This window comes from Croceibacter sp. (genome assembly GCF_002716225.1).
Taxonomy (GTDB): domain Bacteria; phylum Bacteroidota; class Bacteroidia; order Flavobacteriales; family Flavobacteriaceae; genus Croceibacter; species Croceibacter atlanticus.
This window is the reverse complement of record NZ_PAZX01000007.1, coordinates 343,391-365,105: the sequence shown is the minus strand read 5'-3', so window position 1 is coordinate 365,105 and position 21,715 is coordinate 343,391. Positions and strand designations below refer to the sequence as shown.

Sequence of the window (21,715 nt, the reverse complement as noted above, 5' to 3'; positions counted from 1 at the left end):
TATGAAAGGTCCTTTATTCTATTCTAAAATTTTACTCTTTGGAGAGTATGGTATCATTAAGGATTCTAAAGGTTTATCTATTCCTTATAATTTTTATAATGGCGCTCTTAAAATAGATGAGAATAAAAGTGACAAGACTAAAGATAGCAACAGCAACCTTAAACGCTTTGCAGATTACTTAAACTCCCTACAGATAGAACAACCAGAACTTGTTTCTTTTGATATTGAAAGCTTAAATGCAGATATATCTAAAGGAATGTATTTTGATTCTAGCATTCCTCAAGGTTATGGTGTTGGTAGTAGTGGTGCCTTAGTAGCTGCCATTTACGACCAATACGCGCAAGATAAAATTACTGTACTTGAAAATTTAACTAGAGAAAAATTACTGAAGTTAAAATCTATCTTTGGCGAAATGGAATCGTTTTTCCACGGAAAGTCTTCAGGTTTAGATCCGTTAAACAGCTATTTAAGCATTCCTATTTTAATTAATAGCAAAGATAATATTGAACCAGCAGGCATACCTTCTCAAACAGAAAATGGTAAAGGTGCTGTTTTCTTATTAGATAGCGGTAGCACTGGAGAAACTGCTCCTATGGTACAATTGTTTATGGAAAACATGAAGCAAGAAGGTTTTAGAAAAATGCTAAAAGACAAGTTTGTAAAACATACAGATGCTTGCGTAGATGATTTTCTTAAAGGTGATGTAAAATCTTTATTCGGGAATATTAAACAACTATCTCATGTTGTTTTAGACAACTTTAAACCTATGATTCCTAAGCAGTTTCACAATTTATGGAAACAAGGCATAGACACTAATGACTATTACCTGAAACTTTGTGGTTCTGGTGGCGGTGGTTATATTTTAGGCTTTACAGAAGATATAGACAAAGCTAGAAAATCTTTACAAGGCCATAATTTAGAAGTCGTTTACAACTTTTAAGTTATGTCTTTCCTAAAGCGCACTCATAAGGTCGTGTTGCTAAAAATCTTAAGTTTATTTTCATCAATTAGAGGTTATAACATCTTAGTTATAATCTTAGCACAATACCTTACCTCTATTTATATTTTGGCACCGCAACTGCCATTATCTAAAGTATTGTTTGACCACAACCTTTTTATACTGGTAATAGCATCTGCTTTGGCAATTGCTGGCGGCTACATTATAAATAATTTTTACGATGCCGAGAAAGATGTTATAAACAGACCATTAAAAAGCAAAATAGACGGCTATGTAAAACAACGCACTAAACTAAACACCTATTTTATCTTTAATTTTTTATCGGTTGTTTTGGCCAGTTATATTTCATTTAAAGCTGTGCTTTTTTTTAGTGTCTATATTTTTGCTATTTGGTTTTACTCGCATAAACTTAAGAGGTTTGCATTTGTAGGAAATATAACGGCTTCAGTTTTGGCTGTAGTTCCATTCTTTGCTGTATTTGTATACTATAAAAACTTCGACTTAGTCATATTTGTACATGCGACATTCCTATTTTTAGTAATTGCGATGCGAGAATTGGTAAAAGATTTGGAGAACCTAAAAGGAGATTTAGCACAAGACTATCATACAATTCCAGTTACCTATGGCGTTACATTTAGCAAGAAGATGCTAACAATTTTAGCTATGCTAACTTTAGNACCTATATTNCTNCTCATTACTAAGTTTAAGTTAGGGTATATGGATTTCTATTTCTACGGAAGCATAATTNTACTTATTGTCTTCTGTTTGTTTTTATGGNTTTCTACTTCGAAAATACAATATGTGTTGCTTCACAATTTCCTCAAGTTTATTATAGTTCTTGGTGTTTTGAGTATTGTATTGATTGATGTTCAACTTTTANTAAATAGGATTCTATAAAAAAAACCTGTCTCAGGATTGAAACAGGTTCTTAGCAAAAACTCTTGTTAGTTTTAAGCTTTCTCTATAGTGTACTTTACTTTAAACACTTTTCCGAAGTTTTGTGGTACCATTGTCGTCTTCTTGTAATTTAAGGTCTTAATTACAAACTGTTTTACCTGTGTGTTCTTTGTAGCTACATCTAAAACTACCAACTCTCCATTAGAGTTAATTGTAAAAGTAATTGTACTGCTTATTGAAGCGTTGTCTACTTCAACAGTTGGGTTTTCTAACAATNCCATAACTTGCTCTCTAAGCTGTTCTTTGGCATCATCTTCAAGAGGATCTGTGTTTGCAAAAGATGAGGTTAATGTCATCAGGCTTACTGCAATAATTGTAATTAGCGTTTTCATTTTTTTTGATTTTTTTTATTGATTAATAAATGACAATGCTAATATACCAAGGNATGTTAATCCACTCAAAAACATTCAATTAAGCAATCATAACCATAAGGTTGTCACTAAATTAAATCAGCATATAATTTACATTTCGGTTACAATTCATTTATTCTCATTAANNNANTTAAGGGACTATTTTTANAGCAATTAAAAGCATCCTTTTATATGTTATTTGTATATGTATTAAGGGAANCAGTATGTTTAACATAGGTTTAAAAATTACAAATGTTATCTTATCTTAACCAATAGAAAATAAGCGCATTTTTATGACAACCAATTCATCTACATTACACCTTGCTTTAGCCCAAATTTCTCCAGTATGGCTAAATAAAAAAGCCACTACAGAAAAAATAATAGACACTATAAATAATGCTGGAAAAGAACAGGCAGAGTTAATAGTATTTGGAGAAGGTGTTTTACCTGGCTACCCACATTGGTTAGCTTACACCAATGGCGCTGGTTGGAATTTAGACACTAATAAAACTTTGCACGCACATTATTGTAATAATGCAGTATGTATAGAGGATGGTGACTTAGATGAAATTTGTAATACGCTAAAATCTCACAGCATGTCATGTTATCTTGGCATTATAGAACGCCCTAAGGATCGTGGTGGTCATAGCCTATATGCNTCTTTNGTGTTTATAAATTCAGNNGGNGAGATTAAGTCTGTTCACAGGAAATTACAACCTACTTATGATGAACGCCTAACGTGGTCTCCAGGAGATGGTCATGGCTTACAAGTACACAAGCTTAAGCAATTTACAGTTGGCGGTCTTAATTGCTGGGAAAATTGGATGCCTTTACCTAGAGCTTCTCTTTATGCACAAGGTGAAAATTTACATATTGCTGTTTGGCCTGGCAGTGAGCATAACACAAAAGATATTACGCGTTNTATTGCTAGAGAGTCTCGTTCTTTTGTCGTTTCTGTGTCGAGTGTTATGACCACTAAAGATTTTCCTGAAGACACACCTTTTTTAAATGACATATTAAAAAATGCACCAACACAACTTAGTAATGGTGGTTCTGCAATTGCTGGCCCAGATGGTGAATTTCTTTTAGAGCCAGTAATTAATAAAGAAGGTATTATTTATAAAACTATAGATTTTAAGAGCGTATATAAAGAGCGCCAAAATTTTGATCCTGTTGGACATTACTCAAGACCAGATATTACACAACTGCACGTGAATAGAGAACGCCAAAGCACAGTAGTTTTTAAAGACTNAAAATAAGCATATAAAAGAGATAATGACTTTACNACTTTTAAAACCGCACTGTTATTAAAAAGCTTTCATCAAGATTTCACTTCTCTTTTTAGTATTTACTAAGTTTGCGTAGACAGCTTTTTTAANCTTAATAAAAGTTNATAGAAAGCGAAACGCCTCGCAAAAGCGAAGCGTTTCATATTTTGGTTTTAGGTTAACCCGTATAGACAAAACTCTAAAAAAGCAATGATGAACAAAATTTATGCTATAAAGGTTACCTCAAATATGACTAAAAAAAGTCAGACATACAACCGCATATTATAGATTTAACATTAGCAACACTTTAACTGCCAAGTAAATGTACTTATTAGACGAGACGTTATGGTTCCCCAATCCGAGTGAAGCTAATCAAGATGGCTTGTTGGCTGTAGGNGGAAATTTATCTCCAGAACGTTTGTTATTAGCCTATAACTCTGGTATTTTTCCTTGGTTTAATGATGACGAAATGATTATGTGGTGGTCACCAAATCCAAGNATGGTGNTNTTTCCAAAAGAACTAAAGGTTNATAAAAGTATGCGCCAATTANTTAATCAACAAAAGTTTAAAGTAACATACAACACCCATTTTAAAGATGTTATAACTGCGTGTTCAGAAATTGAGAGACCAGACCAAGANGGTACTTGGATTACATCNCAAATGATTGATGCTTATACAGAATTANACCANCAAGGTGTTGCAACGTCTGTAGAGGTTTGGCAAGACAATTTACTGGTAGGCGGTTTGTATGGCATTTATCTAAAAGACAAACACCTGTTTTGTGGAGAAAGNATGTTTACAAAAGTTAGTAACGCCTCAAAATACGGGTTTATATCATTAGTGAGAANACTTGAAAGCGAAGGTGTAAAACTTATTGATTGCCAGATGCACACTAATCATTTGGAACGTCTAGGTGCTAAAGAAATTTCAAGGGAATCGTTTTTAGAGTTTCTAAAATAGTCAAGTATTACATTGAGACTATAAGCCCTAAATTNAGAAACATGCGTTGTTCTGTAGTATTAAAATAATTTTCAAACCTATATTCAACATCACCTTGTAACTTCATATTCTTATAAAGCTGATAGCCCAACCCTAAAGTAAAACGTTGGTCTATTTCTGGTTTCGCTTTCTCACTAAAACTTGACAGAGCTTCGGTTGATATTACACCATAAAATTCTTTCGTATCTAATTTTAAACCACTCAATGGTGCATCTAAAGCAATCCTATATCGAGTTCTAATAACAGTTTCGCTGTCATAAATACGCTCNTCTACCTTAATACGNTGACCTANCCTAATAGCATTAAAAGGTTTTGCNTAGCTATATTGTTGNGACACTCTAAACTCATTCCCTTTATTAGCTTCAAAAGGATTTCTAAATCTATACATTACCCCTAAACTTAGAGTTGCATAAAAGCCTACCTCATAACTTGTATTATGNGAAAACTCTAAATGTTGACTATCAAACTTTAATGGTGAATTACCAATAGACTCGGTTAATAAGGTTCTATATTCTGTGCCAAAATTATAAGACCAACGCGTTTCTGTTTTTATATTGAGTTTAATTGAAGATTGATTTAATAGCGTTGTACCATCTTGAGCTGCGCCCAAAAAGCCAAGACATAAAAACACACCTAGTAATACTTTAGAAAATAAGGAAATCATAAGAACGTCTTAGTATATCTCTACGGTTTAAAACTTCGCCTCTTGCATTAAAAAGAATCTCCATTTTTTTAAGCTTCCCTTTTTGTTTTATAGCAACTATTAACTCATAGTTTTCTTGTTTANTTTGAGTTTTATTTAATGCTTTTTCTAAAGTTTCTTTTGGGTTATTTATATGGCTGTATTGGCATTGTAGTTTCTCTAGCTTCCAACGTTCGTAGTTGGAGTCTAAATTTANTTTAATTGCTTCCCAAAGTGCTTTTGGAAGTTTATTTTTTGAGAGCTTAAGCTCAACATCCTCTAATTTACCTTCATTATTAAACTCTACGCTATAATGGCTACTTTCATATTTAAACTTAGCTTCAAAACTTTGGTTGTCGCCATCAAATTCTTTGTAGTATNTAAGTCGNTTAAATTCTTTTTTAAATGGTGAGATTAACGACAAAGCTTCAGNAGGAAAGTCAGCTTCAGAAATACGTTTCTCNTATTCTTTTTTAACTTGGCTANATCCTGTAGCCGTTAAAAAGAAAACAACTGTATATAACGCATATTTATANATTGTACTCATTTATAATTTAACTTCGTTATACCTAAAACAATTAACCTCGTGATCATTCACCATTCCTGTGGCTTGCATATGTGCATAAATTACGGTTGAACCTACAAATTTAAATCCGCGTTGTTTTAAATCTTTACTTATAGTATCGCTTAAAGGTGTGTTTGCTGGTGCTTCTTTATAATGCTTAACGGCATTTTGTATTGGCTTATGGTTTACAAAGCCCCAAATGTATTTTGAAAAGCTCCCAAACTCATCTTGCACCTTCATAAATTGTTGGGCATTAGTTATGGTGGCCTTTATTTTCAATCTGTTTCTTACAATACCAGCATCTGCCATAAGTCGCTCAATGTCTGTTGAGTTATATTGCGCTATTTTTTTATAATCAAAGTTTTGAAATGCAGCCCTAAAATTTTCNCGCTTTCTAAGNATGGTTATCCAACTTAAACCCGCTTGAAATGTTTCTAAGATAAGAAACTCAAACAACTGGTCTTCGTCATACAAAGGAACACCCCATTCTAAATCGTGATAANCCTCATACAAAGGATCTCCTATACACCAGCCACAGCGATGCTTTTCCATATCTTTATTATAAATTGTGAGTAAGTAAAAATAAGGCTTACCGACAGATTATAAAAATTAGTGATTATGAGTTCAGCAGTGCTTCAAATAGTAAAAGAAAGTTTAAAAACAGGAATGTCTTATGATACTTATAGAACATTGGTGTCTAACTTAATACTTCAAAACAAGTCTACAGGAAATGAACAAACTGAAGCATTGTTAGATTACAGCGTNTTAAATGACAGACGTATGAAGCGNCTTGGTAAGACCATTAAAATTTCTGAAAATGCACAGCAAAAATTTGAAGCCTTTAAAACACCTATTACGTTTTTAGTTATTACTGAAGGTTGGTGTGGAGATGCTGCTCAAATTTTACCTGTAATTCAAAAAATTGTGGAACTCAATTCTAACTTCAACTTAAAGATTGTACTAAGAGATGAACATCCTGAACTTATGAGCTGTTTCTTAACCAATGGTGGGAAGGCAATTCCAAAGGTTATTTTATATAATGAAGCTACAGATAGTATTGATGCAGATTGGGGNCCAAGACCNNCTGTTGCCACAAAAATGGTAGCAGANTACAAAGCGTTACACGGTGCTTTAGATCCTGAATTTAAAGAGCACTTACAAGTTTGGTATAATAAAGATAAAGGAGAAACTATTATAAACGACTTCTTAACGCTTTTGGAGCCCAAGATTATTTTAGCTTAATTAATTCTGAAATTGGTACGTAATTGTACCTTTTTGATTGTCTTTTGAAATGTCTTCACTAAANCGAGCACGTTCTGCATAATATAATGCTTCATCTACNAAACANCCNTTACTNGTCGTTGATTGAGACCTATTATAGTCTGTTTTTGTAACCAACCCGTATTCATTAACAGTAATATTTATAACAACAGTACCTTCTTGATCACACGTGTATATTGGGTTAGGTATCTTNANNTTGTCTCTNGTAGGTAANTAATAAGAAATATTACTTCTTCTGTTACTTTTATATTTAGAAGTTGTCTGCTTTGCATCTGCTTTAGAGATTGGCTTACTAGTTTCTTTAGCATTGCCTTGACCACTATCTAAATCTTCAGAACCAGAAGAGTTAGAGCTTTCTAAAGCTTCACGTTGTTCTGCATTACGCTCAATAATGTCTTGCATCCTACTTTCAAAATCTTCATCTGTAACTTGCTCACTTTCGTTAAATGCTTCATTGGTAACAGACTTTGTAATTTTAGTTGTTTGTGGTTTTGGAGGTAGTTCTTCCTGCTCTTTAATTTGAGCTAATTGTTCTTCTATATCTAACTCCATAAGCAATTCTTTTTGCTTTTGTTCCTGGTTCATTTTAAAACTGAACAATGCAATTATTAATACGCCCACAAATGCTATGGACAATAAAAGGGCTTTATGTGAGTTCGTTAAATTCAAGTGTGTAAATATAATTCTTAAAGACACTAATTCTCCTCAAAATCAGGCAATAACCGTGCAAAATCTTCTATTTTTAACGCGTCATTAACGTTAAAGTCTCCTATTTTAGTACGTCTTAACACACTAAGATGTCCTCCAGATTGTAATGCCTTTCCAAAATCATTAGCCAAGCTCCTAATATAAGTCCCTTTACTACACGTTACTCTAAANTCTACATTTGGCATATCGATATTGGTTATTTCGAATGCTGAAATATGGACTTGNCTTTTAGGAATNTCNACAGTTTCACCTTTTCTCGCGTGTTCGTAAAGACGAACNCCATCTTTTTTTAATGCTGAAAATATAGGTGGCTGTTGTAAAATATCACCTGTAAATTGGGCTGTAGTGTNGTGTATTAAATCTGCCGTGATGTGAGATATATCAAAGNTTTCATTAACNTCTGTTTCAAGATCATAGCTAGGAGTGGTTGCNCCTAAAGTAATTGTGCCAGTATATTCTTTTTCCTGTCCCATTAACTCATTAATGGTTTTNGTAAANTTTCCAGTACAGATAAGTANCAATCCCGTTGCTAATGGATCTAACGTTCCTGCATGACCTACTTTTATCTTTTTAATATCGCAGGATTTTCTAATCATCCAACGCACTTTGTTCACCACTTGAAAAGAGGTCCACTCTAAGGGTTTATCAAGTAAAAGAACTTGACCTTCTTTAAATTTTTCTGCAGAAAATTGACTTTGAGACATGTGAAAATTTAAGTTTCAAAGGTAAGAATTCTTAAAAGATACTATTGAAAATAGGCAACGCCAATTGCTATTAAACCTACAACAAGACAATAGATAGCAAAATAAGACAGTTTACTNTTCTTAACTAATTTTATCATCCAGGTACACGCAACAAGACCTGCTACAAACGCAGATATAAAGCCAATAATTAAGACCAAATTATTTGAAGACGTAGTTGTTATGTCTCCACTCATAATGTCTTTCGCAATTTTACCTAAGATTAANGGCACNACCATTAAGAAAGAAAATCGAGCTGCTTTGGTTTTGTCTATTCCTAGAAGAACAGCTGTTGATATGGTTGCACCACTTCTTGAAATTCCAGGTAAAATAGCTATTGCTTGAGAAATTCCTATAGTTAATGCATTTGGAAAAGAGACATTCTTATTGGTGTCTTTAGCTTTGTCTGCCAACCATAATAACAAAGCTGTTACAATAAGCATAAAGCCTACAAACAAGATATTGCCATTAAATAAAGCTTCAATCTCCTCATCAAAGAGAACACCTACNACAGCAGCAGGTATCATTGATAANATAATTTTTAAGGAGAACTTTAAATCNTCATTCCATTTAAATTGAAACAAGCCTTTTAAAATATCTAAAATGTCTTTTCTGTAAATAACAATAGTACTTAGTGCAGTTGCAAAATGAACTACTACGGTAAACAACAAAGATTCACTTGGTAAACTTGTGTCACCTAAAATTGCTTTTCCTANTTCTAAATGCCCACTAGAAGATACGGGCAAAAATTCTGTAAGACCTTGTATAATACCAAGTAAGAGTGCGTCTAATTCGCTCATAAGTAAATTTTAACGCTTATTTTTTCTTTTTATTTGGNTTTAAAAGGATTGCATACACCTCAATCCCAAAACCTAATAAGACTAAAAATGGCGCTAAACGTATGCGTCTGAAGTTATAAATTTCTGGGTTAAACACATCTGGATCATCNCTGCCACCACCAGACATTAAGATAAACCCTAAAGCAATAACACCAAGGCCAATAGCCATAACCTGATAGTTTTTCTTTGTAAAGATAAACTTAGGTTCGCGTTGTTCTTTTCGTTTTTGTTCTCCCATAATTATTAAATTTCAGTACTCTTTTAGCGTTTATAATCCTTTGTATAAAAAAGTATTTATAAGCTGCAAAGTAACATATTTATCTCTTAGAACTATATAAAGCGATATACCAAATTTTAAAAGGCTACTACTTAATAATACAGCTCATCTGTCTTTAAGTTTAAGAAACGCTGTGTTGCAAAAAACGTAGAAATCCAAGTGATTATTATACCTACAACAAANACACCCAAAAATAAAGCGCCAACTAAAATTGGATCGCTCAAAATATTTAATTCTGGAAAGCTCTCGTTTAAGTAATATAAAATTGCCGCCATACCACAAAGTGCCAAAAATGCGCCAAGCATTCCTAATCTTACACTCTTCCATATAAACGGTCTTCGTATAAAACGTTTAGTAGCACCAACCATTTGCATAGTTTTAATAGTAAAACGTTTGCTATATACCGAAAGCCTAATAGAGCTNTTTATAAGTAATACAGCAATAAAAGTAAATATGCCACTTATTACCAAAACCCAAAATGTAACTCGTTTTACGTTATCATTTAATAATGAAATTAAAGGCTTGTCGTAGGTAACCTCATCAACAAAATCTTTAGCAGTAATCTCTGTTGAAATTTCTTCAATTCTTTCAGACGTTACATAATCGGCATTCATAAAAACATCTATACTATTCTGTAAAGGGTTGTAGCCCAAGAAATCCATAAAATTTTCACCAATATCTTGGCTATGTTGTTGTGCTGCTTCTTCTTTGCTTACAAATGTGGCAGATTTAGTATACTCTGCAAGCGCTAAACTCTTTTGCAGTTGTTTAATCTCTACATCCTTGGCATTATCTTTTAAGTAAATAGTTAATGCAATTTGTTCCTTAAAGTGATCTGCTACCTTTTTAGTATTTAAAACTAAAAGACCTAGCAATCCTAATAAAAATAGGACAAGAGAGATACTAATTACCACTGAAAAGTAGGACGTAATCAAGCGGCGTTTTTGATAACGTTCAAAAGACGATTTGCGAGCCATTTGTAGGTTTGTTTTGGTAAAAATACTAAAGAAATCGGTTCTGCTTAACTAACAACGTTCAAAGTTTACGTTGTCGTACATTAATGTTATTTTTGCAGCTTCAAAATCTAATTATCAGACATCTATTTATTAAAAATAGGTTTAACAGCATACACATCACAAATGAGCAATTACCACTTTAACGAGATTGAAAAAAAATGGCAACAGTATTGGGCCAAGAACGGTACATTTCACGCTAGTAATACTAGCGAGAAGCCAAAGTACTATGTGCTAGATATGTTTCCTTATCCTAGTGGTGCTGGCTTACACGTAGGGCATCCTCTTGGGTATATTGCAAGTGATATTTATGCGCGATACAAACGTCATAAAGGCTTTAATGTATTACANCCACAAGGTTATGANTCNTTTGGATTGCCTGCAGAGCAATATGCTATACAAACAGGACAACACCCAAGAATTACTACAGAAGAAAATATAAAAACCTACCGTCGCCAATTAGACCAGATAGGATTTTCTTTTGACTGGAGTAGAGAGTTAAGAACAAGCGAACCAGAATTTTATAAGTGGACNCANTGGATTTTTACTGAACTGTTTAATCACTATTATGACAATGATTCTGATAAAGCTGAATCTATTGAAAGCCTTATCAAGCGATTTGAAACTGAAGGTAACTCTAATGTAAATGCCGTTTGCGATGCAGANACTGAAACATTTTCTGCTGAAGAATGGAGCAACTATTCTGAAAAAGAACAAGCNGATATTCTACTAAAATATCGCCTTACCTATTTAGCTNAAAGTGAAGTGAACTGGTGNCCAGAATTAGGNACNGTTCTCGCTAACGACGAAATCGTCAATGGTGTTTCAGAACGTGGTGGCTTTCCTGTCGTTCGTAAAAAAATGACACAATGGAGTATGCGAATTTCAGCCTATGCTGAACGTCTATTACAAGATTTAAATGATATAGATTGGCCAGAACCNNTNAANGAATCNCANNGNAANTGGATTGGAAAATCNATTGGTGCNCACGTAGATTTTAAAGTAAAAGGGCACGATGAAAAAATAGGCGTGTTCACCACACGNCCAGATACCATTTTTGGTGTGACGTTTATGACATTAGCTCCAGAACACGAGTTAGTGGCAAAATTAACTACACCANAACAAAAAGACGCTGTTGAAGCTTATATAGAAAAGACAGCAAAGCGAAGTGAACGTGAGCGTATGGCCGATGTGAAAACCATTAGTGGTGTATTTACAGGAGCTTATGCAGAGCACCCATTCACTAAAGAACCGGTTGCCATCTGGATTGGTGATTACGTTTTAGCAGGTTACGGTACAGGTGCTGTAATGGCGGTACCTTGTGGTGACCAACGTGATTATGATTTTGCTAACCATTTTGCGGGACAAGAAGGTATGACACCAATTGTAAACATTTTTAAGAATGTTGATATTTCTGAAGAAGCCTTTGCAGATAAAGAAAAAACTATAATTACCAATTCTGACTTTTTAAATGATTTGCCTTACAAAAAGGCAATGAAATTGGCTATTTATAAATTAGAGGAACAAGGATCTGGGCAAGGACAAACCAATTATAGATTACGTGATGCGGTATTTAGCCGTCAACGTTATTGGGGAGAACCATTTCCTGTATATTATAAGAATGGCATTCCTCAAATGATTGAAGAGAAGCATTTGCCAATTACACTTCCAGAAGTAGAAAAATATTTACCTACGGAAGAAGGCGAGCCACCTTTAGGTCGTGCAGATGTTTGGGCTTGGAACACAGAAANTGCNCAAGTTGTAAGNAATGACTTAGTAAATANTGACACTGTATTTCCATTAGAATTAAATACAATGCCAGGTTGGGCTGGAAGTTCATGGTATTTCTTTAGATATATGGAAAAAGCAATGCGCAACGAAACCTTTGCTAGCAAAGATGCTATGAACTACTGGCAAGAGGTAGATTTATACATTGGCGGTAGCGAACACGCTACAGGTCACCTGCTATATGCACGTTTTTGGACAAAATTCCTGTATGACATCAAAGCAGTTCCTGTAAAAGAATTTGCCAAGAAGTTGATTAATCAAGGAATGATTTTGGGGACAAGTGCTTTTGTTTATAGAAAAGAAGAGACCAATGTATTTATTTCTAAAAATTTAATTGGTGATGAGAACGTTCAGCCAATACATGCAGATGTTAGTATGGTAAACGCTTCAAGCGAATTGGACCTTGAAGCATTTAAAGCTTGGAGACCAGAGTTTAAAGATGCTGAATTTATATTAGAAGACAATAAATATATAGTTGGTCACGAAGTTGAAAAAATGTCTAAATCTAAATACAACGTTGTTAATCCAGATGATATCTGTGCACAATATGGTGCAGATACATTAAGATTATATGAGATGTTTTTAGGTCCGCTTGAGCAAGCCAAGCCTTGGAATACAGCTGGTATAACAGGTGTGCACTCGTTCTTAAAGAAATTATGGAAACTATATCATAACGGCGAGAACTTTGAAGTGACAGATGCAGAACCAAATAAAGAAAGTTTAAAAACACTACATAAAACCATCAAAAAAGTTGAGGAGGATATTGAGAATTTCAGCTTTAATACATCGGTTTCTACGTTTATGATTGCTGTAAATGAATTATCATCTCAAAAATGTAATTCGAGAGTTATTCTTGAACCATTGGCAGTTTTAATTTCACCTTATGCACCTCATATTGCAGAAGAGTTGTGGGAAAAACTAGGGCACAGCACTTCTATAGCTACTGCAGAATTTCCAAAATTTGAAGAGAAACACTTGGTAGAAAGTAGCAAAGCTTATCCTATTTCTTTTAATGGAAAGATGAGATTTACTATGGAGTTACCATCAGACCTTAGTAAAGATGACATAGAAAAAGCAGTAATGGCACACGAGAAAACTGCAGGATACCTAGATGGCAGAACCCCTAAAAAAGTTATTGTAGTTCCAGGAAAGATTGTAAACATTGTTGGGTAAGCTAGATATCAGGAATTACGAATAGAAATTAGTCTTCTTTCTTGTCATTCTGAACTTGATTCAGAATCTGCGTCAAGTAAAAAAATCTATTTAAAAGATTCCGTATCGTTGCTTGAAATAATAATAATTCAGCGATAAATTAGTGTCTATGAAATCCGAAATAAAAACATTCAACAGCGCTAAAGAAGCGCCTTACGATGCTATTTGTGACAAGCTTGCTCATATTATTGACATGAATCTTAACTATACCGAATCTAAAATATGGCATGCACATCCGGTTTGGTTTATTAATGGTAACCCTATTGTTGGGTATGGAAAATTGAAGCGTGGTTTGCGTTTAATGTTTTGGAGCGGACAGTCTTTTGAAGAACCCAATCTAAAAGCAATTGGCACCTTTAAAGCTTCAGAAATTATATATAATGTTGTTGACCAAATTGATGCTGAAGATATTAAACGCTGGCTAAAAAAAGCTGAAGATATTCAATGGGACTATAAAAACATTGTGAAACGAAAGGGAAAACTTGAACGTCTCAATTAATTGAAACTGCCATTTTGCCTTAACTTCATATTGGCAAATAATTTGCTATCTATTCTGTATATTTAATCAATTAAAACTTAGAACCTATGATGGGCTATTATATACTCGCGGGACTTATTATGCTAGTAAGCTGGTACGTGAGCAACAAATTAAAGACAAAATTTAAAACCTACTCTAAAGTACATTTACAAAATGGAATGAGTGGTGCAGAGATTGCTGAACGTATGTTAGCAGATCATGGCATAACAGATGTAAAAGTAATTTCGACACCAGGAATGTTAACAGATCATTACAACCCAAGTAATAAAACTGTAAATCTTAGTGAAGGTGTTTACTCTCAACGCAATGCAGCAGCAGCAGCAGTTTCTGCTCACGAGGTAGGACACGCAGTACAACACGCCAAAGCATATTCTTGGTTAACTATGCGTAGCAAGTTAGTACCAATGGTAAGTATTGCTTCTAAATATTCACAATGGGTAATTATGGGNGGTTTAGTATTAGCTGCAACAACCGCATTTGGTAATACTTTACTTTTAGTGGGTATTATTATGTTTGCTATGGGAACGTTATTTAGCTTTATTACANTACCNGTAGAGTATGACGCTAGTAACAGAGCANTAGCTTGGCTTGANCGAGAAAACATTGTNACTCAACAAGAATTATCTGGTAGTAAGGATGCATTAAAATGGGCNGCAAGAACTTATGTNGTTGCTGCAGTAGGATCTTTAGCTACNNTACTATANTTTATTAGNATTTACTTAGGTAGAGACTAGTATATAANGTTATAAATTAAAAAAAGCAGAAGCATTAATTAATGCTTCTGCTTTTTTTNTTCTGCCTTTCAGCTATAGCTNNAGTTTAAGTACTNTTTACTGCTGCTCGTTAAAATCATCATCATATTCTGGATATAAAAAACTGTTGTAAGGAAAACGAGTAACATGTATTTCTCTAACTGCATTATAAACTGTTTTACGCAGTTCATCAAAGTTATCTTTATTTAATGCAGATATAAAGAGAGAACCATACTCGGTTCTGTTCATCCAAGTTTTCTTCCAATCTTCTAAAGTATTGTGCTTTGTAGTTTTCTCTGTATCTAAATCGTCTTCATCTATGGTTTCTGGCTCATAGGCGTCAATTTTATTAAAGACCATAATAGACGGTTTATCTGCACTATCTATTTCATCTAAAATCTGATTTACAGATGCAATATGCTCTTCAAAATTATGATGAGAAATATCAACAACATGCAAAAGCAAGTCTGCCTCTCTAACTTCATCTAATGTAGATTTAAATGACTCGACTAACTGTGTAGGAAGTTTTCTAATAAACCCAACAGTATCTGTTAACAAGAACGGAAGGTTTCTNATTACTACTTTTCGCACAGTGGTATCTAACGTTGCAAAAAGTTTGTTTTCTGCAAACACCTCACTTTTACTAATTGCATTCATTAAGGTAGATTTTCCAACATTTGTATATCCCACCAANGCAACGCGTACCAATTGGCCGCGATTACCACGTTGAACTTCCATTTGCTTATCTATCTTCTTAATCTTGTTCTTTAAAAGTGAGATCTTATCGCGTACTATACGTCTATCTGTTTCAATCTCTGTTTCACCAGGACCACGCATACCAATACCACCACGTTGTCTTTCAAGGTGTGTCCACAATCCTACTAATCTAGGNAGTAAATATTCATATTGCGCCAACTCNACTTGAGTACGAGCATAACTGGTTGTAGCACGCTGTGCAAAAATNTCTAAGATGAGATACGTTCTATCTACAACTTTACATTTTAATATGCGTTCTAAATTTTTTTGNTGTGCAGGAGACAATTCATCATCAAAAATGGCAGAACCTACTTCGTGTTCTTCAATAAACTGNCTNACAGTTTCTAACTTACCACTATTTATAAATGTCTTAGGGTTAGGNTGNTCTAATTTCTGAGTNAAACGCTTTAGCACTTCACCTCCAGCCGTATAGGTTAAAAACTCTAACTCGTCAAGATATTCTTTAGATTGCTCTTCGTCCTGCAATTGGGTGATGACACCTATGAGGACAGCACTTTCATATTCTGTTGTATTCTTTTCTAGCATCTTACAAAGATACAAAATATCAGATTTGCTAAATAAAAATGAATATTAACTAGTATTAGATAATCCCATAGGCTTACACAAGATTACTGTNGGGAAATTGTATTTTTAAATTATAAACTGAAACTGCAGATGAAGCTACCTAACTTTTTTAAGAAAAAGAAAAAATCTCTATATACCATTGCCTTTTATAATGTTGAAAATTTATTTGACCACATACAAGACACTAATATTTTAGATACCGATTTTATACCAACCTCAGATAGAAANTGGGATCAAAACANGTATGAAAAAAAGTTAAATAAAATTGCCAAGGTTATNGCTTCAATTGGCACTTCAGATACACACAAGCATCCGCCATTAATTATTGGCCTAGCTGAAGTTGAAAATAAAAAAGTATTGAAAGACCTTGTTAATACAGAAGCCTTGAGTTCTCTTAAATATGACTTTGTTCATTACAACTCTCCAGACGAACGTGGCATAGACACGGCTTTACTTTATAGGAAAAACTACGTTAACATTACTCAATCTAAATCACACGAGCTNTATATTGAAACTCCTGAAGGTNTTAGAGACTTTACAAGAGACATATTACAAGTTTCTTGTACCTTACTACAAGAGCAAATTACTTTTTTAGTTAATCATTGGCCCTCAAGGAGAGACGGTTCTGGTCTTACAGAGTACAAAAGATTAAATGCTGCATCTAAAAATAAGGCTATTTTAAGAGCGCTATCTAAAGAGCAACCCAATCAACGATTTATTGTTATGGGAGATTTTAATGATGATCCACANGACAACTCAATTAAAAGCTTAATTGAGTTTGGTTTGTATAACCCTATGGAAACGCTTCTCACAAAATCTAAAGGAACCACTAAATACAAAGGACATTGGAACTTGTTTGATCAAGTTATTATAAGTCACTCATTTTTAAAATATCAAAAGAAAAAATTAAACTTTAAGAGTGCCTCAATATATGATCCGGAGTTTTTAAAACAACGTCACGGAAAGTATAAAGGAACACCACATAGAACATTTGGTGGCAGAAACTATACAGGTGGATACAGTGATCATTTTCCGGTTTACGTAACATTAGAAAAATTAGAATAATGCAATAGTATGTAAGAAACACTTAAAATTCACTTACACTTTCAGTATTTCTTTATCGGTTAAAACAGGTTTTTTATAGAAATATGAAAAAAATATTAAACCTAATATTAACTAAATTTTATGATAATATTACGATTTTAAGGTGGTTCAAATTTAACTATTCTCATAAATATTGTTACTTAATTGTCATATTATTATCAAATCATTCAAATTACATAAAATATGTACAGTTAAAATGTTAACAAAGGTTTAGTATTCCTGATGAATTATATATATTCACGACTTCATAACAAATTATAAGATAAATGATGAAAAAATTACCTTTTCTATTGTTTGTATTAGCCATAACATTTCCAGTTATGACCTTTGGACAAACAATTATTGATTGTAGTGCTGGAACGGTTTCCCAAACCTATTGTTACGGAAATAGCGACAACACCCAATTAGTATTTCAAAGCAACGATGGTTTCCCCTTAACACTTACCTTTATAAGTGGAGAAACAGAACAAACTTTTGACGAAGTATTAGTCTTAGATNCAGACGGTACAAATCTTAATGAAGACAACCCTTATGGTAACTCAGGAGATTTGTCAGGTTTTACCTGGACTTCTACAGGAGACACTATCACCCTACAAATACAGTCAGACTCGTCTGTAAGTTGTTCAAGTGGTTCTCAAGATGAGTGGAATTTTGAAATTGGCTGTCAAACGTGTATAGCTCCTACTATTGATTTTAATGTTGTTAATGGAAATTGTGACAACTTTGAATATAGTGTAGAGGTAAACGTTTCAGATTTTGGTAGCATAAGCTCTTTAAATATATCTGATAACCTTGGTGGTGCAGGAGAAATTTTAAATGATGTTGGTACTGTGGTTCTTGGACCATTTGCTGCATCAGATGAAGTAATTATTACAGCCGCTAGTGAAGACCCTAATTGTGTTGAAATTAGTGAGCCGTTATCTTTCTTATGTCCACCGCCACCTAACGAGTGTTCTATAGTATACGCTGGTGAAGATTTAGAAGTGGTGTGCCCTAGCCCAGAAGTAACGCTTACTGCAAATGTTCATGCTAACGGTATAGACCTTCAAAACTATGACATTAACGAATTAGACGGATGTATTTTACCTCCAACTGGTGGAGATGGTACACCAACTAACTTAACAATTGATGACCGTTGGTCTGAAGTAATCGATCTTGGTTTCGATTTCTGTTTCTTTGGTGAAACTTATAGNCAAATACTTATTGGNGCAAATGGTCTTGTAACTTTCGATTTAGATGAAGCAGGCGCATTTTGCCCTTGGAACATAGATGCTGGNGANGCNNTACCNAGNCCAGANATTCCTGTAAACTCNATTATGGGTGCTTGGCACGATATTAANCCNGCAATTTCNGGAGANCCTNCACAAATACAGTATACTATTTTAGGATCTGCACCTTCTAGACAATTTGTAATTAATTATACAGATGTTGTTCACTTCAGTGGTTCTTGTAGCAACTTTGAAACAACGCAACAAATTATACTTTATGAATCTTCCAATGTTATAGATATTAACCTTGTAGACANGCCAGTTTGTACAGCTTGGAATGATGGGTTTGCTATTGCGGGTATTCAAAATGCAGATGGTACTATCGGTTTTGCTCCAGCTGACAGAAATGGTGGTGCTTGGGAAGCTCAAAACGAACTGTACAGATTTAGCTACGCTGGAGACAGTGCTTATATTTTTGAGTGGCAAGATGAAGACGGAAACGTTGTGGGTACAGATTTAGAATTAACTGTAACACCAACACAAACTACTACATATACTGCCTCTACAACTTACTTTAATTGTGATGGTACACCAAATGTGGTTACAGATGACGTTACTGTAACATTAAATGCAGATTTTGATTTAGAAGTTACAAGTGATGCTACAGATGGTTGTTTTGTTGGCAGTACAGATTTAACCGCTACTGTTTCTAACAACAGCTCAATGAGTACACCTACTTATGAATGGAGTACATCTGAAACTACACCTACAATTACTGTAACAGATCCCGGAACTTACACAGTAACAGTTACTGTAGATTCTTGTTCTCTTACAGAAAGTATTACAGTAGCAACAACTCCATTGTTTGATCTTGGTGCAGACATAAGCTCTTGTTTAGAAACTCCAGCAATATTAGATGCTACGCCAAGTAACTATCCACTTACAGATGTGACTTTCCAGTGGTTTTTAGATGGTAATGAATTATTAACTGAAACAGACGCTACTCTTTCTGCAACACAANTAGGTACATATACCGTAACAGTTACAGCATTAGGAGCTTGTTCTGAATCTGANACACTTACTATTACGCCTGGTGATCTACCTATGATCGATCTTGGTGAAGATTTTGCATCTTGTTTAGTAGACCCTGTTGTTTTAGATGCTACACCTTCTAATTATGATCCTGCAGATGCAACATATGAATGGTCTTTAGATGGTACTGTTTTAACAGCAGAAACTAACCCTACACTTTCAGCTACTCAAAATGGTATATATTCTGTTTTAGTTACTGTTGGTGCTTGTGAATCTACAGATGAAATTACTATCGCAGATGGTGAAGCTCCTATAGTAGATTTAGGTGAAGATTTTGCATCTTGTCTTGTAGATCCATTTGTTTTAGATGCAACACCTTCTAATTATGCTCCAGCNGATGTAACTTTTGCTTGGTCTTTAGATGGCACATTACTTACAGATGAAACAGATGCTACTCTTTCTGCTACAGAAAATGGTACTTACTCTGTAACTGTAAGTTTAGGAACTTGTTCAACTACAGATACTATTACTATTAATGATGGTGAATCTCCAGTTTTTGATTTAGGNGAAGATTACTCAACTTGTTTTATTACTCCAGAAATGTTAGATGCTACACCTTCTAATCACGATGTTGCAGACGCAACTTTTGAGTGGACATTAGATGGAAGTGTATTAACAGGAGAAACTAACGCAACTTTAGATATAACCTCTGTAGGAGTTTACGCNGTTACAGTTACAGTTGGAAATTGTGTAGACACAGATTCTATTACTATAACAAATGGAGATGCTCCAGATGTAGATTTAGGAGTAGATTTTAACAGCTGTTTTGTAGACACTGCTGTTTTAGATGCTACACCTTCAAATTACGATGTAGCAGACACAACGTTCGAGTGGTCTTTAGATGGTAATGTATTAGCTGCAGAAACAGATGCTACACTTACAATNTCTCAAACAGGAGTTTANAGTGTTGTTGTTACTACAGGAACTTGTACAGCAACAGACTCTATTACTATTCAACAAGGAGATGCTCCTGCTGTTGACCTTGGTGCAGACTTCACATCTTGTTTCCTAACACCAGAAATTTTAGACGCNACACCAAGTAATTATGATGTAGCAGACTCNACATTCGAGTGGTCTTTAGATGGTACAGTATTAACTGGAGAAACAGATGCTACACTATCNACTACAGACTTAGGTACGTATAGCGTTACTGTTACTTCTGGAGAATGTACATCTACAGATTCTGTTACAATTACAGAAGGNGANGCACCAGCAATTGAATTAGGAGAGAATTTTGAAACTTGTTTTGAAACTCCTGAGGTTTTAGATGCAACACCTAGTAACTATAATGTTGCAGATGTAACTTTTGAGTGGTCTTTAAATGGTACTGTTATTTTTGGAGAAACCAACGCAACTCTAGAAGCTATAGAAGATGGTAACTATACAGTTGTAGTTACTGCAGGAGCTTGTAGCAGTTCAGATAATGTAACATTAAACTTAAGAGATGATATAACTGTTCAAATAAACAGTGGAGAAGACACTGTATTTGGTTGCGGNGGAGACAACATTACTCTTACTGCAGTTGCAAGTGAGTCTGGCNTAACTTACCAATGGTTTGAGGAAGATGGTACACCATTAACTGGAGAAACTAATGATACTCTAACTATTGAAATACCATCAGACCCNCAATCTCCTAGAGGAGTTTACGTAGTCGTTTCAAAAGGATCTTGTACAGGTAGCAACGCTATAGATGTACAGCGTTATGAAATAGATAACTGTAGAATCTCTCAAGGAATTTCACCAGACACTACTCCAGGATTTAATGACTGTTTAGATTTAGAATTCTTATCTGAAAGAACAGGAATTACATCATTAGAGTTGTTTAACCGTCACGGAAGATCTGTGTTCAAGAAAAACAATTACGTTGCAGACTGGTGTGGCCAATCTGATAATGGGGACAAGTTACCAACAGGAACATACTATTATGTAATTAAGCTTAATGGTGCAGACCCTGTATTTGGAGATATGCAAACGGGATGGATTTACCTAAACCGTAACGCTAACTAAACTAACTAGAACCAAAAATTTTATATTATTTCACT

17 protein-coding genes are annotated in these 21,715 nt (G+C 34.3%); 10 read left to right on the top strand and 7 right to left on the bottom strand.

Annotation, left to right across the window (positions count from 1 at the left end; all coding sequences use genetic code 11):
• Position 1 precedes the first annotated feature (1 nt).
• The 4 genes from CL818_RS05410 (at position 2) to aat (ending at position 4,494) form a co-directional block, all read left to right on the top strand.
• Positions 2–940 carry a mevalonate kinase family protein gene (locus tag CL818_RS05410; RefSeq protein ID WP_013186685.1) on the top strand — a complete coding sequence of 313 codons (939 nt, stop codon included), beginning with the start codon at positions 2–4 and terminating at the stop codon, positions 938–940.
• Positions 941–943: 3 nt separating this feature from the next.
• The gene (locus CL818_RS05405; RefSeq protein WP_286972118.1) at positions 944–1,855 is read left to right on the top strand and encodes a geranylgeranylglycerol-phosphate geranylgeranyltransferase; all 912 of its coding nucleotides are present in this window, start codon (positions 944–946) and stop codon (positions 1,853–1,855) included.
• Positions 1,856–2,558: 703 nt separating this feature from the next.
• A complete protein-coding gene (locus CL818_RS05400) occupies positions 2,559–3,524 on the top strand; it encodes a carbon-nitrogen hydrolase family protein (RefSeq protein ID WP_286972116.1) in 966 nt (321 codons plus the stop codon).
• Positions 3,525–3,855: 331 nt separating this feature from the next.
• Positions 3,856–4,494 (top strand): leucyl/phenylalanyl-tRNA--protein transferase, encoded by a 639-nt coding sequence (aat, locus tag CL818_RS05395; protein ID WP_286972114.1) that lies wholly within the window; start codon positions 3,856–3,858, stop codon positions 4,492–4,494.
• Between the two features lie 7 nt (positions 4,495–4,501).
• Here the strand turns inward: aat and CL818_RS05390 are convergent, their stop codons facing one another.
• Both CL818_RS05390 and CL818_RS05385 read right to left on the bottom strand, forming a co-directional pair.
• Positions 4,502–5,197 (bottom strand): DUF2490 domain-containing protein, encoded by a 696-nt coding sequence (locus CL818_RS05390; RefSeq protein ID WP_286972112.1) that lies wholly within the window; start codon positions 5,195–5,197, stop codon positions 4,502–4,504.
• Between the two features lie 565 nt (positions 5,198–5,762).
• Complete coding sequence (locus CL818_RS05385) at positions 5,763–6,332, bottom strand: DNA-3-methyladenine glycosylase I (RefSeq protein WP_286972108.1); 570 nt, start codon at positions 6,330–6,332, stop codon at positions 5,763–5,765.
• 66 nt (positions 6,333–6,398) lie between these two features.
• On the opposite strand from CL818_RS05385, the gene CL818_RS05380 reads away from it, so the two are divergent.
• Positions 6,399–7,022 (top strand): thioredoxin family protein, encoded by a 624-nt coding sequence (locus CL818_RS05380; protein ID WP_286972105.1) that lies wholly within the window; start codon positions 6,399–6,401, stop codon positions 7,020–7,022.
• A gap of 734 nt (positions 7,023–7,756) precedes the next feature.
• Here the strand turns inward: CL818_RS05380 and truB are convergent.
• The 4 genes from truB to CL818_RS05360 all read right to left on the bottom strand — a co-directional run bounded on the left by truB (position 7,757) and on the right by CL818_RS05360 (position 10,602).
• Positions 7,757–8,473 carry a tRNA pseudouridine(55) synthase TruB gene (truB, locus tag CL818_RS05375; RefSeq protein WP_286972102.1) on the bottom strand — a complete coding sequence of 239 codons (717 nt, stop codon included), beginning with the start codon at positions 8,471–8,473 and terminating at the stop codon, positions 7,757–7,759.
• A gap of 41 nt (positions 8,474–8,514) precedes the next feature.
• Positions 8,515–9,309 (bottom strand): undecaprenyl-diphosphate phosphatase, encoded by a 795-nt coding sequence (locus CL818_RS05370; RefSeq protein WP_286972100.1) that lies wholly within the window; start codon positions 9,307–9,309, stop codon positions 8,515–8,517.
• A gap of 16 nt (positions 9,310–9,325) precedes the next feature.
• Entirely contained in the window at positions 9,326–9,586 is a 261-nt protein-coding gene (locus tag CL818_RS05365) for a DUF3098 domain-containing protein (protein ID WP_286972097.1), read from the bottom strand.
• Positions 9,587–9,717: 131 nt separating this feature from the next.
• On the bottom strand, positions 9,718–10,602 hold the full coding sequence (locus tag CL818_RS05360; RefSeq protein WP_286972094.1) for a cell division protein FtsX: 885 nt from the start codon (positions 10,600–10,602) through the stop codon (positions 9,718–9,720).
• A 162-nt stretch (positions 10,603–10,764) separates the two neighbouring features.
• Here CL818_RS05360 and leuS point away from each other — a divergent pair, with 162 nt between their 5' ends.
• From leuS to CL818_RS05345, 3 genes are all read left to right on the top strand, one after another.
• On the top strand, positions 10,765–13,599 hold the full coding sequence (gene leuS / locus CL818_RS05355; protein ID WP_286972092.1) for a leucine--tRNA ligase: 2,835 nt from the start codon (positions 10,765–10,767) through the stop codon (positions 13,597–13,599).
• 148 nt (positions 13,600–13,747) lie between these two features.
• Positions 13,748–14,137, top strand: coding sequence for a DUF1801 domain-containing protein (locus tag CL818_RS05350; RefSeq protein ID WP_272972698.1), 390 nt, complete (start codon positions 13,748–13,750; stop codon positions 14,135–14,137).
• Between the two features lie 86 nt (positions 14,138–14,223).
• Positions 14,224–14,910: a zinc metallopeptidase gene (locus CL818_RS05345; RefSeq protein ID WP_286972088.1), complete on the top strand. Its 687-nt coding sequence runs from the start codon at positions 14,224–14,226 to the stop codon at positions 14,908–14,910.
• Positions 14,911–15,006: 96 nt separating this feature from the next.
• Here the strand turns inward: CL818_RS05345 and hflX are convergent, their stop codons facing one another.
• Entirely contained in the window at positions 15,007–16,230 is a 1,224-nt protein-coding gene (gene hflX / locus CL818_RS05340) for a GTPase HflX (protein ID WP_286972086.1), read from the bottom strand.
• A 129-nt stretch (positions 16,231–16,359) separates the two neighbouring features.
• Here hflX and CL818_RS05335 point away from each other — a divergent pair, with 129 nt between their 5' ends.
• Entirely contained in the window at positions 16,360–17,334 is a 975-nt protein-coding gene (locus CL818_RS05335; protein ID WP_286972083.1) for an endonuclease/exonuclease/phosphatase family protein, read from the top strand.
• 305 nt (positions 17,335–17,639) lie between these two features.
• Positions 17,640–21,680 (top strand): T9SS type B sorting domain-containing protein, encoded by a 4,041-nt coding sequence (locus tag CL818_RS05330; protein WP_286972080.1) that lies wholly within the window; start codon positions 17,640–17,642, stop codon positions 21,678–21,680.
• The last annotated feature ends 35 nt before the right edge of the window (positions 21,681–21,715 follow it).